This is a genomic window from Mesorhizobium maamorense (assembly GCF_044998965.1).
Taxonomy (GTDB): domain Bacteria; phylum Pseudomonadota; class Alphaproteobacteria; order Rhizobiales; family Rhizobiaceae; genus Mesorhizobium.
In genome coordinates, this window is the sequence record NZ_CP173356.1 from 6,138,551 (window position 1) to 6,151,262 (window position 12,712).

The window sequence follows — 12,712 nt, forward strand, 5'->3', positions numbered from 1 at the left end:
TTGGGAAAGTCGATTTGAACCGGCCGGGCCGACCAAGGTCCGCTGCCCTGGACAGGAACAAAACAGAATGAATTTGACGGTGTTTGGTATCGGCTATGTCGGTCTCGTGCAGGCTGCTGTGCTTGCCGAAGTCGGCCATCAGGTCGTTTGCGTCGACATCGACGCGAACAAGGTCGAGCGGCTCAATCAAGGTCTCGTCCCGATTTTCGAGCCGGGCCTGGAAAGCATCGTCAGGGAGAACCATGCCGCCGGCCGCATCAAGTTCACCACCGACGCGGCCGCCGCCGTCAGGCATGGTGAAATCCAGATGATCGCGGTCGGCACGCCTCCCGGCGAGGATGGCTCGGCCGATCTCAAATACGTGCTGGCGGTCGCCGAGGCGATCGGCCGGGAAATGGATGCGCCCAAGATCGTCGTCGGCAAGTCGACCGTGCCGGTCGGCACCTGCGAGAAGATCAAGGCCAGGATCGCCGAAACGCTGAAGAAAAGAGGCCGCGAGGACCTGACCTTCGACGTCGCTTCCAATCCGGAATTCCTCAAGGAAGGGTCCGCCGTCGCCGATTGCATGAGGCCGGACCGCATCATCGTCGGCACATCGAGCGAGGCCACCGAGGCGGTGATGCGCGAGCTCTATGCGCCCTTCAACCGCAACCACGAGAAGATGATCGTGATGGACGTGCGCAGCGCCGAATTCACCAAATACGCGGCCAATTGCATGCTCGCCACCAAGATCAGCTTCATGAACGAAATGGCGAACCTTGCCGAACAGCTTGGCGCCGACATCGAGGAGGTGCGCAAGGGCATCGGCAGCGATCCGCGCATCGGCTACCACTTCATCTATCCGGGCCTCGGCTATGGCGGCTCGTGCTTTCCCAAGGACGTGCGCGCCCTCATCAAGACCGCCGAAGGCGTCAAGTTCGACGCCAAGCTGCTGCGCGCCGTCGAGGAGCGCAACAACGAGCAGAAATCCGTGCTGTTCGACAAGGTGAACCGCTATTTCAAGGGCAACCTCAAGGGCAAGACCTTTGCGCTCTGGGGCCTGGCTTTCAAGCCCAACACCGACGACATGCGCGAGGCGCCCGCCCGCACGCTGATGGAGGCACTCTGGAACGTCGGCGCGACCGTGCAGGCCTATGATCCCGAGGCGATGCAGGAATGCCAGGCCATCTATGGGCTGCGCGACGACCTGCTTCTGTGCGGCACCAAGGAAGCGGCGCTGCGCGGCGCCGATGCGCTGCTGATCGCCACCGAGTGGAAGAGTTTTCGCGCGCCGTCCTTCGACGCGCTGAAGGACGCGCTGACCACGCCGATCATCTTCGACGGCCGCAACCTCTATGATCCCAAGGTCATCGCCCGCCACGGCATCGAATATCACTCGATCGGCAGGATGGCGGCATGAGACCGGGTTTGGGCAATCCAATGTGGGATCGCCGCGGCCGGCCGGTGCGCTTGCCATGACGAACGCACAAGACCCGGAAAGGAGTTGCGGCTGATGGTGCTGGACGTAAAGCCGGAGCAGATCACCAAGGACCACTTTGACGTTGTCGCGATCGGTTCCGGTTTCGGTTCGGCCTTCTTCCTGCACGAATTCACGAAGCGGCGTAAGGCGCGCATCCTGCTCCTGGAATGGGGCCGGCACAACACGCATGAATGGCAGCTCAAGCAGAACGTCAACACCGACATCGAGGACGAGTCGACCTACAAGACCAATTCCGACAAGCCCTGGAACTACACGATTGGGCTGGGCGGCGGCACCAATTGCTGGTTCGCGCAGACGCCGAGGTTCCATCCCAACGATTTCAGGCTGAAAAGCACCTACGGCATCGGCAATGACTGGCCGATCAGCTATGACGACGTCGAGCCGTTCTATTGCGACGCCGAAGACATCATGTCGATCTCGGGCGATCCCGACATGGCGGCGATGCTGCCGCGCTCGAAGCCCTTTCCGCAGCCGCCGCACCGCATGTCGACGCCCGACCGGATGATGAAGGCGGCGCAGCCAGGCCAGCATTTCGTTATGCCCACCGCGCGCGCCCGCGTGCCGACCGCGCAGCGCACCTCGTGCTGCGCCAACCTCAGATGCTGGCTATGCCCGGTCGACGCCAAGTTCACCGCCAACAATGGCCTGATGCATGTCTTCGAGCATCCCGACGTGTCGGTCTGCCTCGGTTCGGAAGTGCGCAGGCTCGATCATGTCGGCGGGACGGTCCGCTCGGTCACCTTCGTCCATGGCGGCAAGGAATATCAGGTCAGCGGCGACCTCTTCATTCTCGGCGCCAATGCCATCCAGAGCGCGGCGATCATGCTGCGGTCCGGCCTGGGAGGCGAATTCGTCGGCCGCGGCCTGCATGAATCCTATGGCTGGAATTTCGAGGTCTATCTCGACGGTGTCGACAATTTCGACGGCAGCACCATCACCACCGGCTTGAATTTCGGTCTCTATGACGGTCCGCACCGGTCCGAGCACGCCGCGGCGCTGGTCTATTTCGAGAACCGCTGGCAACACGGCATGCGCGCCGAGAAGGGGCGGCTGCGCCAGGCGCTGCCCCTTGTCGTGGTGACCGAGAACCTGCTCGACCATGAAAATTTCGTCACGCTCGACGAGGACGACAACGCCTTCGTCAGCTTCAAGGCGCCGTCGGACTACGCGGTCAAGGGCATGGCGCGGGCACTGGAGAAACTGCCCGGGCTGCTCGCCCCGCTACCGGTCGAACAGCTTTTCGATCGCGGCATCCGGCCAACCGAATCGCATGTCCAGGGTACGCTCCGGATGGGAACGGGCCCGGCCGATTCGGTGGTCGACAGCGGCATGATTCATCACCAGCTCAGGAACCTGGTCGTGGTCGGCACCAGCACATATCCGAGCTGTTCATGCGCCAATCCGAGCCTGACCGCGGCAGCGCTGTCCCTGCGGGCGGCGAGCCGGATGGCGTGAGAGGAGCAAACCAGATGATAGAGATCTCGCGACGCTCCGCACTGGCCGTCATGGCGGGCGGGGTGGTATCGACCGGCATTGCCTACGCGGCAGTGTCCTCGTTTTCGGATGAGGATCTGGTGCGCGTCACGCTCGAGAAATATTTCGGCAAGCTCAACATGCGCATCGAGCATTTGCAGCAGTTCGTCCTGGCGTTCCGCGACAGGAACCCGTGGATATTCCCGAGCAAGAAACTCAGCGACGCCGTCACCTTGCTCGAGGAGACAAGGCTGGGCAAAGCCCGCGCTCTGCTGCCGGAGCAGAAGAAGCAGGACCTCCTACATTTCGACCGCTGGCTGATCGCCGAATTCCACATGCTGACCGACTACGCCTGGCGCAGTTCGCCTGGCGATCCGATCCGGTTCACCGGATGGCAGCCATGCACCAATCCGTTCGCCAATCTCGAGCAACAGAGTGCCTGAGGCGGTGCCGGAGCAAGCTCTCCGGCCACATTGAACGAAACGCGAAAGAACCAGGAGCCATGACCATGAAAGTTCTTTTTGCAGGCGGCAACGGATACACGCCCGAATTCAGCGGCGGCGTCCAGTCGAGCACCCATCATCTGGCCGAGCAGTTGATCGAGCACGGCCATGAGGCGGCCGTACTGGCCGCCCTGTTCGGCGACGGTGTCTTCGGCTTCAAGGCGCGCGCCAAGATGAAGCTGCTGCGTCAGCCGGCGGTCATCGACAGTTTTCCCGGCTATCCGGTGGTGCGGGCCTGGTTTCCCTGGAAGGCGGCCGACTTTGCCGTCCGCAGATTGAAGCCGGACGTGGCCGTCGTCCAGTGCCATAAGTCGGTTCCGGTGGGCAAGGCGCTGCAGGCCGAAGGCGTGCCGCTGGTCGTCTATCTCAGGAATGTCGAGTTCCATGAGCTGGGCGGCGATCTGCGCGAGCTGCATTCGGCGCTCTACATCGCCAATTCGCAATTCACCGCGCGCGCCTACAAACAGAAGTTCGGCATCGATGCGGCGGTGCTGCCGCCGACCATCAATGCCGCCCTCTACAGCACGCCGACCACGGGCCAGTTCGTCACCTTGATCAATCCGTACGAGGAGAAAGGCTTCGAGCTCGCCGTGCGCATCGCCGGCGCCTGCCCCGAGATTCCGTTCCTGTTCGTGGAGAGCTGGAAACTCGCCGATGATCATCGCGCCCGCATCGAGCAGACCATCGCCCCGTTCTCCAACATCAGGCTGGAGAACCGCACCGGCGACATGAAGACCGTCTATGGCCGCACCAGGATCCTGCTGGCGCCCAGCAAATGGGAAGAGGCCTGGGGCCGTGTGGCCTCGGAAGCCCATTGCAGCGGCATTCCCGCCATCGGCTCGCGGCGCGGCGGCCTGCCCGAAGCGATCGGCCCGGGCGGCGTGGTGTTGGATTACGATGCGCCGCTCGCCGACTGGATCGCGGCTGTCAGGCTGCTGTGGAACGACCGCCAGGAATATGACCGGCTCTCGGCCACGGCGCGCAGCTTCTCCGAGCGTCCGGAGCTCGATCCGGACCGCCAGTTCGTCACCTTCTTTTCCATACTGGACAAGGCCACACAGCAGCGTTCGCGACAGGCGGCGTAGCCGAGGCTTAGGCTGGAACCGACCTCGGCAGCCCTGTAATAGGAATTTTTTCTTGACAGGGTGAAGGCAACTATGGTAGTTTTTTGGTTATGGTGCTGAGTTGCGCCGGAAACCCGCCGCACAGGCGGGTTTTTCGTTTGATGCTTCTCGACCGGCGCGCCTGCGAACACTCCGAAGGAACCCGTTAATCTGGATTCGCAGCCTTGGCGGATCAGGCCAGGCGCTTGACCCGGCTTTTCAGCGTCTCGTAGCCGCGGGCGCCGAGCAGGGCGCGGGCAAGGGCCTTGGCGGCGCCCTTGCGGCCTTCCTGTGACTTGGCCTGTCGCAACCTGGCCGGCAGGTTGCGCGCCGCCTGGCCGAGCGCCGGGAGCGACAGAGCGTTGGGAAAGCTGACCATGTGCGTTTCGACGCACAGCACCGGTTTGCCCGACAGCTCGGTGATCCTCAGCGCCTGCTCGTGCTCGCTCTCGATGAACAGGATGGCATCGGATTTGCGGTAGAATTCGGCCTTGAAACTGCCATGCGCGCCAAGCCGCTGACGCTCCGCCTTACTCGGCAGGTCGAGCATGATCAGATGATCGTACTTGATCTCGTGCTTGGCCAGCCATGCCTCGGTCAGTGCGCGGTATTTCTCCAGCCGGCTGGTCACCAGCCAGCCGATCTTGCGGGTCGCGGTGTGGAGCGGCCGCGCTTCGCTAAGGAATTTCTCGTAGGCCGGACCATCGTCGTTTTCCGCTTCGGTCGGATCGAGGCACAGCACCCCGTCTATGTCGACGCAGCATTGCGCCAGGAATTTGTGATGCATGAAGTTCCACTGGAACATGCGCGGATGCGGCACGACCTCGAAGACGACATCGGTCTCGGCATGCTGCGGCTCAAGCCCGAACACGGCGGCAAAGGTGTAGTCGGCCTCGATGCCGGCACCCTCTATGCGGGCGCGGGCGTCGCGCATGGCGTTGCCGCCGGAGACGCTGTCGTCGATCACCAGCACCTTGCGCATTTCCGCGACCTTGCGGTCGAGCACCGCACGGCGCTTGGTGATGCCCGATGTGTAGACGCGACCCTCGAGGAAGGAGTCCAGGTCGGTCATAGGTATGTTCGCCGCGAGACTGACCAGCGTCGCTGCCAGCACGCCGCTTCTGGGGACGCCGACCACCAGCTCGATGTCGCGCGGCAACCGGTGAAGATTGCTGACGATCGCGTCATTCATGTCTGAGATCGATCGGTAATGCATGGATCAGGCCTGATGCTCGGGTGAACGGTAAGGGTCGAAAGCGCCAAAATTATTGCGCCTCGCGCGGTGCTGCCGCCGGCGGCCTTGCCGGCAGCATTTTCAAGGCCTCGCGCAAGGCTTCACGGCCGGCCGCGAAGGCCAGCGCGATGACGATGGTGATGAGATAGGCAAGGATCGCGCCGCTGGCCAAGGCAATGACATGCTGCTGCGGTAGCAGCGGCTTGACCAACCAGACCACCGCCAGCGCCACATGCGCGCCGAGCACGAACGGCGTCGCCGCGCGAAGCACGTGGCTTGCCCGCAGCGGCCCGCTCCTGCCGACATAGAGCCACAGGAAAGGCGTGCGCAGATATTCGCTGACGGCATAGGCGATCGCCACGCCGAGCGCGCCATAAGGCAGGCCCAGCACGAAAGCGAGCACCGACGTCACCGCCGTGATGATGCCCCAGCGCATGAAGTCGCCGGAACGGCCCTGGCTGACGAACAGCCATCCGGCCGGATTGTTGAGCGGCTGCAGCAGCCCGGCGAAGCCAAGCGCCAGGAAAATCGAGGCGCTCGCGCGCCATTGCTCGCCGAGCACGAAGGGGATGAGTATGTCCGACATGGCGGTGGCGAAAGCGACGCCGGGAAGCGCCACCAGCAGGATCAGCGGCATGACGCGAAGATAGGCGCTGCGGTAGCGGTCGGGCTCGTCCTTCAGCCTGGAAAGAGCCGGCACCATCACCTTCGACAGCGGGTTCGTGATCTGGCTCAGCGGGAACAGGAGCAGCTTGTAGGCACGGTCATAGAGGCCGAGCTGCGCCTCGCCCCAGTATTTTCCGATCAGCACGTTGTCGAGATTGCGGGCGAAGAAATTGGCGAAGTTGAAGCCGGTTATGCCGGCGCCGAAATTGATCAGCTCGCTGATCCCGGCGACCTTGCGCGGCAGGCTGGGCCGCCAGCGCGAACTGGCCCAGTAGCACAGCGTCGGCAGCACGGCTCCGGTCAAGGTGCCGGCGAAAAGTGCCCAGTAGGAGCGGTCGACGAATGTCCAGGCGATCGACACGGCAAGACCAGCCACGGCGCCTGCGACATCGATGATGGCCAGGCGGCCGAACTGCATGCGGCGCGTCAGGAGCGCCAGATGCTGCGCACCGAGGCCGTAGGCCATGATCTGCAGGCCCAGCGCCGCCACCAGGCCAGCCACACGCGGTTCGCCGTAGAAGGCGGCGACCAGCGGTGCCGCGCCGGCAAGCACGCAGGCCAGGATGGCGCTGACGGCGACGTTGATCCAGAACAGGTAGTTCACCTCGTCGTGCCGTATGCCCGATTTCTGGATGGTCGCCTGGGTGAGGCCGAAATCCTGGAACAGCGCGATGAAGGCCAGCACCGGCGCGCACATCGCCACGACGCCGAAATCCTGCGGCAACAGGAGACGCGACAGCACGATGACGGAAATGATCTGCGTGGCGACCCGCACGGACTGCGACAAGGCCGTCACGACCGCGCCACGCCCGACCGATTTGCGCAGCGAGCCTTCTGGCGGATCGAATGGATTGGCTTCCAAATTCAGGATTCCTGATTCTTGTGCAGGTTCCGACCAGGAACCCTGCAACCGCCGCCGCGGCCAAATTACGGCATTTATTTTGCAGTGCAACAAAAAACGTGGATTTTGCTACGCTGCACCAAAAATGTTGCGATGCAGCAAGACCTGTACTAGGTTCGCTGCGGGTGGGCCAACAGCGGTCGAGTTTTCATGCTGAATGTCTTGTACCTTGTGCATGACGTTTCCGACCCGGCAGTGCGCCGGCGGATTACCATGCTCAGGGCAGGTGGCGCCCAGGTCACGCTCGCAGGCTTCCGCCGCACGGCAAATCCCATTGCCGACGTCGAGAGATTGCGGCCGCTGGATCTCGGCGCGACGCGTGACGGGCGATTCGCCCAGCGTCTGACGGCAGTCGCCAAGGCGGCGGTTTCGATCGGCACCAGGCTCCGCGGCATGCCGAGGCCCGATCTCATCATCGCGCGCAACCTGGAAATGCTGGCGCTCGCCCGCCGCGCCACCACGGCATTCGGCGCCGCGGTGCCGATCGTCTATGAATGCCTCGACATCCATCGCCTGATGCTTCGCAGCGATGCGGTCGGCAAGGCGCTGCGGGCCACGGAACGTTACCTTGCCAGGGACGTAAAGCTGCTGGTGACCAGCTCGCCCGCGTTCACCGCCAATTATTTCGAGCCGTACGGCCAGGTGACGGCGCCGGTCGAACTGGTCGAAAACAAATATTTCGAGGCAGCGGCGATCCTGCCGGCCGAGCATGAGATGGCCGAGGCGCCTGTCGCGCCACCCTGGCGCATCGGCTGGTTCGGGGCATTGCGCTGCCGCCGCTCGCTCGAACTCCTGGCCGATTTCTCGCGCCGCGCCGACGGCCGGTTCGAGATCGTGCTGCGCGGCCGCCCGGCATTGACCGAATTCCCGGATTTCCACGCCTTCGTCGAGGCCGAGCCCTGGCTTTCGTTTCGCGGACCCTACCGCAACCCGGAGGACATGGCGGCGATCTACCGGGACGTGCATTTCTCCTGGGCGATCGATTTCTTCGAGGCGGGCCAGAATTCCGAATGGCTGCTGCCCAACCGACTCTATGAAGGCTGTCGTTTCGGCGCGGTGCCGATCTCGATGGCCAACACGGAAACCGGGCGGTTCCTCGGCCGGCAAGGCATCGGCATTCTGTTGCCCGAAGCCTCACCCGACGCGCTCGAAGCCGCCATCGGCAAGATGGAGGAGCGCCGCTTCAGCACGTTGAAGGAGCGCGTTCTGTCGCGCAACCCCAGGATATGGAGCTATGATCGCAGCGATTGCCAGGCGCTGGTCGACAAGCTTCGCAGCCTGGCCGCCATGCGCCAACCCTTCGTGGCCGAGGCCTTGGCCTAGAATGGAGATCGCCCGATGATGCAAGCGCTCCCCTCCAGTCTGATCGTGATTCCCTGCCTCAACGAGGCAGCCCATATCGGTGTGCTGCTCGACCAGCTCAGCCCCGCGGCCGCGAGGCTCGGCGCCAGGATCGTCGTTGCCGATGGCGGCAGCACCGATGGTACCCCGGCCATTGTCGGCGAGCGTGCGAAGGAAGATCCCCGCATCGTCCTGCTCCACAATGAAAAGCGCATCCAGAGCGCGGCGATCAATCTTGCCGTCGCCAGATTCGGCGATGGTGCCGAATATCTGATCCGCATCGATGCCCATGGCGGCTATCCCGCCGACTATTGCGAGCGACTGGTCGAGGAAGCGCTGGCAACGGGCGCCGATTCGGTCGTGGTCTCGATGCTGACCAGCGGCAGCGGCACCGTGCAGAAGGCGGCCGCGGCGGCACAGAATTCAAAGCTCGGCACCGGCGGTTCCAAGCACAGGCATCTGTCCGCCGGAGAATGGGTCGATCACGGCCATCACGCGCTGATGCGGATTTCTGCCTTCCAGGCCGTCGGCGGCTATGACGAGACGTTCAGCCATAATGAGGACGCCGAGCTCGACTACCGGCTGAGACAGGCCGGCTACAGGATCTGGATGAGCGGCAGGACCCAGATGGTCTACTATCCGCGCGCGTCGCTCAGCGGCCTCTATTTCCAGTATCTCGGCTACGGCCGCGGTCGCGCCAAGAACGTCCTGAAGCACCGCGTCATCCCGAAGGTCCGGCAGATGGTGCCGCTGCTGGTGTTCCCGGTGGTGGTGCTCGCGGCCTTTTCCTTCATGCACTGGCTGGCGGCGGTGCCGCTTTTGATCTGGGCGACGGTGTGCCTCGGCTATGGCCTGTGGACGGCGGTAAGCCAGCGCAATGCCGACGTCGCGCTTGCCGGCGTCTCGGCGATGGTCATGCATTTCGGCTGGTCCGTCGGTTTCTGGCTGCAGCTTCTCGGCCTTGGCAAACAGCGCGGGGTCGCGTGATGGCGGTTACAGGCAAGAACCGCCGCATCGACATCGGCGTGTGCACGTTCCGTCGGCCGGAATTGGCCGACACGCTGCGCTCACTCGATGCCATGGACAGGCCGGCCGGTTTCGATGTCCGGGTCATCGTCGCCGATAATGACGACACGCCGAGCGCCAGGGATCTGGTGACGGCCCTGGCGCGCGAACTGACGCTGCCGATCAGCTATCACCACTGCCCGGCGCGCAACATCTCGATCGCCCGCAACGCCTGCCTTGACGCCAGCACGTCGGATTTCGTCGCCTTCATCGACGACGACGAGACGGCTTCGCCGCGCTGGCTTGCCGAGCTCGTCGCAACAGCCCAGGCAAGTCGCGCCGCCGCCGTGCTGGGCCCGGTCAAGGCGCGCTATGGGGCCGATGCGCCGGACTGGATGCGGCGTGGCGACTTCCATTCGACCTTGCCGGTCTGGGTGCGCGGCGAGATCCGCACCGGCTACACCTGCAACGTGCTGCTCGACATGGGGTCGGACAGCCTGCGCGGGCGCCGCTTCAGCTTGGCGCGTGGCCAGACCGGCGGCGAGGACACCGAGTTCTTCGACCAGATGCACAAGACCGGAGGCACGATCGCCTTTTCTCCGGAGGCTTGGGTGGACGAGGTCGTGCCGCGGACCAGGGCCGCGTTCGACTGGCTTGGCCGCCGCCGCTTCCGCGTCGGGCAGACGCATGGCCACCTCCTGGGGCGCAATGCGAGCGGCATTGGCCTGGTCAAACAGGTCGGCATTGCCTCGGCAAAGGCAGCCTATTGCTTCGCCGCGGCGTTTCCCTTCCTTGCCAGCCCCGTGCGGCGGAACCGCAGCGTGCTGCGCGGCATTATGCATGTCGGCGTCGTCAGCGGCCTTGTCGGCATCCGCGAGATTCGTCTCTACGGCCAGCCCTCGCCACAGGAAGGAGGCAAGCGTGCAGCCTGACGTCAGCTTCGTCCCGGACGTTTCCTTCGTCATTGCAGCCTACAACGCCGAAGCGACCCTCGACCGGGCGATCGCCAGCGCCATCGCGCAAAAGGGTGTCAGCGTCGAGGTCATCGTCGTCGACGACAAGTCGCGCGACGCCACGCTCGACGTGGCAAGGGCCTATCCGCAGGACATCGTGCGCGTCGTGGCGCTCGCGCAGAACAGGGGCCCCGGCGGCGCCAGGAATGCCGGCCTCGAGGCTGCCCGAGGTCGCTGGGTCGCGGTCCTGGATTCCGACGACGCGGTCTATCCCGGCCGCATCGCCGCCATGACCGCCCGGGCCGAAAGGGCGGGCGCGCAAATCGCCGTCGACAACCTCCAGGTCGTCCGCGAGGACGGCGTGATCGAGGATGCGATGTTCCCGACGCGCTATCTGGAGGAATTGGGCGAGATCTCGCTGGCCAGCTATATCGCCGGCAACGTCGTCTTCGAATCGAAGTTCAATCTCGGCTATCTCAAGCCGATCTTCGAGCGCCGCTTCCTGGAAGAAAACGGACTTCGCTACGACGAGGACCTGATCATCGGCGAGGATTACATTTTCCTGGCCAACGCCCTGGCCAAGGGCGGCAGGTGCGTGGTCGAGCCTGACATCGGCTATGTCTATCACATCCGCAGCGGCTCCATTTCGCGCGTGCTCGAGCCTCATCACGTCGAGGCGATGCGCAAGGCCGATGCGATTTTCGCTCAAAGCCATCAGATGGACGCGGCCGCGCAAGCGGCCTTCGCCCGGCGCAGCCGCAGCCTGCGCAAGGCGGCTTCGTTCCTGTCGATGGTCCAGCACATCAAGGCGCGGTCCCCGCTCAAGGCGATCCGGACGGCGCTCAGCGACCCGGCGGCGGTCAGCCATATGGGCATGCCGATCGCCGTGCGGTTGCGACGAGTAGCGGCACAATTTGCCGTGGGGGCGGGGAGGTGAAGATGCAGGCACATGGAGGGGTTTTTCCTGGCCTGCGAATGGACTGAAGTCGATCTCCTCAGAAGGAATTTGCGATGAAGAAGATCAGGAAGGCCGTGATACCGGTGGCGGGGCTTGGAACGCGGTTCCTGCCGGCGACCAAGTCGATGCCCAAGGAAATGCTTCCCGTCGTCGACAGGCCGGTCGTGCAATACGCCGTCGATGAGGCCTTCGAGGCCGGCATCGAGCACATCGTGTTCGTGACCGGCCGCAACAAGGCGGTCATCGAGGATTATTTCGACCTGCATCCGGAATTGATCGGAACACTGGAGCAGAGCGGCAAGAAGGCGCAATTGCAGTCGTTGGAAAGCCTGCTGCCGGTGGCCGGTGCCACCAGCTTCATCCGCCAGCAATCCCCGCAAGGCCTTGGCCACGCCGTCTGGTGCGCGCGCGAGGTCATCGGCAACGAGCCCTTCGCCCTGCTTTTGCCTGACATGGTCTCGTTCGGCGGCCGCGGCTGCCTGGCCGAGGTCACCGACCTCTATGCCGAAACCGGCGGCAACGTCATTGCGGTCGAGCGCTGTGACCCGACCGAGACCAACAAATATGGCATTGTCGGCCGCGGCGCCGACATTGGCGGCGGTTTCGAGGTGACGGCGATGGTCGAGAAGCCGGCGCCGGCCAATGCGCCGTCGAACTTCTACATCAACGGCCGCTATATCCTGCAGCCCGAGATCTTCGCCCTGCTCGGCAACCAGCAGCGCGGCGCGGGCAATGAGATCCAGTTGACCGACGCCATGGTCCGCCTGGCGCAGGAGCAGTCCTTCTTTGCCCAGCCTTTCAAGGGCCGCATGTTCGACTGCGGCTCGAAGGAGGGCTTTATCCAGGCCAACATCGCCTTCGCCTTGGCGCGCGACGACATGAAGGGTCCGGTTTTCGAGATGCTCCAGGAGTTCGTCCGGTCGCATGAACGACAGGAAGAAGCCGCATAATGCCCATGTTTCGGGAGCATTGTCGGACGGCTGACGGTGCGATGCGCGGAAGGCCCTGTGGCGTCCGGCATGGAACTTGCGTTGCTTTTTGGCAATGCTCCCGATCTTCGACGTGCCTGGGAGCCAAGGCATGATCCCGGAAAGC

11 protein-coding genes are annotated in these 12,712 nt (G+C 63.9%); 9 read left to right on the forward strand and 2 right to left on the reverse strand.

The genetic code is table 11. The annotated features are described in order from the left end of the window. The first annotated feature begins 67 nt into the window (after positions 1–67). The 4 genes from ACIU1A_RS30640 to ACIU1A_RS30655 all read left to right on the forward strand — a co-directional run bounded on the left by ACIU1A_RS30640 (position 68) and on the right by ACIU1A_RS30655 (position 4,541). On the forward strand, positions 68–1,399 hold the full coding sequence (locus tag ACIU1A_RS30640) for a UDP-glucose/GDP-mannose dehydrogenase family protein (protein WP_140556874.1): 1,332 nt from the start codon (positions 68–70) through the stop codon (positions 1,397–1,399). A 93-nt stretch (positions 1,400–1,492) separates the two neighbouring features. Next, positions 1,493–2,935 carry a GMC oxidoreductase gene (locus ACIU1A_RS30645; protein WP_140512929.1) on the forward strand — a complete coding sequence of 481 codons (1,443 nt, stop codon included), beginning with the start codon at positions 1,493–1,495 and terminating at the stop codon, positions 2,933–2,935. A gap of 14 nt (positions 2,936–2,949) precedes the next feature. Beyond that, entirely contained in the window at positions 2,950–3,396 is a 447-nt protein-coding gene (locus tag ACIU1A_RS30650; protein ID WP_140497175.1) for a hypothetical protein, read from the forward strand. 65 nt (positions 3,397–3,461) lie between these two features. Continuing rightward, entirely contained in the window at positions 3,462–4,541 is a 1,080-nt protein-coding gene (locus ACIU1A_RS30655; protein ID WP_404926037.1) for a glycosyltransferase, read from the forward strand. A gap of 211 nt (positions 4,542–4,752) precedes the next feature. Here the strand turns inward: ACIU1A_RS30655 and ACIU1A_RS30660 are convergent, their stop codons facing one another. Both ACIU1A_RS30660 and ACIU1A_RS30665 read right to left on the reverse strand, forming a co-directional pair. Then, a complete protein-coding gene (locus ACIU1A_RS30660) occupies positions 4,753–5,775 on the reverse strand; it encodes a phosphoribosyltransferase (RefSeq protein WP_404926038.1) in 1,023 nt (340 codons plus the stop codon). Between the two features lie 49 nt (positions 5,776–5,824). Next, positions 5,825–7,321: a lipopolysaccharide biosynthesis protein gene (locus ACIU1A_RS30665; protein WP_140630093.1), complete on the reverse strand. Its 1,497-nt coding sequence runs from the start codon at positions 7,319–7,321 to the stop codon at positions 5,825–5,827. 189 nt (positions 7,322–7,510) lie between these two features. Between ACIU1A_RS30665 and ACIU1A_RS30670 the strand changes: the two genes are divergently transcribed. From ACIU1A_RS30670 to ACIU1A_RS30690, 5 genes are all read left to right on the forward strand, one after another. Beyond that, positions 7,511–8,683 carry a glycosyl transferase family 1 gene (locus ACIU1A_RS30670; RefSeq protein ID WP_404926039.1) on the forward strand — a complete coding sequence of 391 codons (1,173 nt, stop codon included), beginning with the start codon at positions 7,511–7,513 and terminating at the stop codon, positions 8,681–8,683. A 15-nt stretch (positions 8,684–8,698) separates the two neighbouring features. Then, positions 8,699–9,688, forward strand: a complete 990-nt coding sequence (locus tag ACIU1A_RS30675) for a glycosyltransferase family 2 protein (protein WP_404926040.1) — start codon at positions 8,699–8,701, stop codon at positions 9,686–9,688. After that, a complete protein-coding gene (locus ACIU1A_RS30680) occupies positions 9,688–10,638 on the forward strand; it encodes a glycosyltransferase (RefSeq protein ID WP_404926041.1) in 951 nt (316 codons plus the stop codon). The genes ACIU1A_RS30675 and ACIU1A_RS30680 overlap by 1 nt, the downstream gene beginning before the upstream one ends. Continuing rightward, positions 10,628–11,596, forward strand: coding sequence for a glycosyltransferase family 2 protein (locus ACIU1A_RS30685; protein ID WP_404926042.1), 969 nt, complete (start codon positions 10,628–10,630; stop codon positions 11,594–11,596). Before ACIU1A_RS30680 ends, ACIU1A_RS30685 begins: the two co-directional genes overlap by 11 nt. A gap of 74 nt (positions 11,597–11,670) precedes the next feature. Further along, positions 11,671–12,567, forward strand: coding sequence for a UTP--glucose-1-phosphate uridylyltransferase (locus ACIU1A_RS30690; protein ID WP_140643675.1), 897 nt, complete (start codon positions 11,671–11,673; stop codon positions 12,565–12,567). Positions 12,568–12,712: the final 145 nt, after the last annotated feature.